Annotated in this window: 1 protein-coding gene; it reads left to right on the forward strand. The window is 34.0% G+C overall.

The window, feature by feature from the left end:
* On the forward strand, positions 1 to 362 hold a 362-nt coding region (locus KVT37_RS31885), incomplete at its 5' end, for a TnsA endonuclease C-terminal domain-containing protein (protein ID WP_217578977.1).
* Positions 363 to 438 lie beyond the last annotated feature (76 nt).

Consider the following 438-nt stretch of genomic DNA (forward strand, 5'->3'; position numbering starts at 1 on the left):
ATGAATTGGAAAAACATAGGGTAATAGAAAAGTTTGAAATAGAAAGAGAATATTGGTATCAACGAAACGTAGATTGGGGAATAGTGACGGAAAATGAAATCCCTAAAATATTAGTGAATAATGTGGAATGGTTACACACGTCGTATTTTTTTCATGAAGACCTCTCTCCTTCAGCATATAAAACTTTGCTGCAACAATTGAAATATTCTCTTTCAAGAAAAGGTGTTTCTTTAATTGAAATACTAACACAATTTGATATCCAATATGGGCTAGAAAATGGCATGGCTTTGGAGCTATTTAAACATCTTATTGCGGTAAAAGAGATTAAAGGGGATATGTTCCAACCAATACACACTCATTAATTTGTAGAGGATCTTATTTGGGAAGGCGCCCAAAATTGGGAGAAAGGAGCGGTTTAGATGTTGGTTGAAAATGAGA

This window comes from Mesorhizobium sp. GbtcB19 (assembly GCF_019091085.1).
GTDB lineage: Bacteria > Pseudomonadota > Alphaproteobacteria > Rhizobiales > Rhizobiaceae > Mesorhizobium.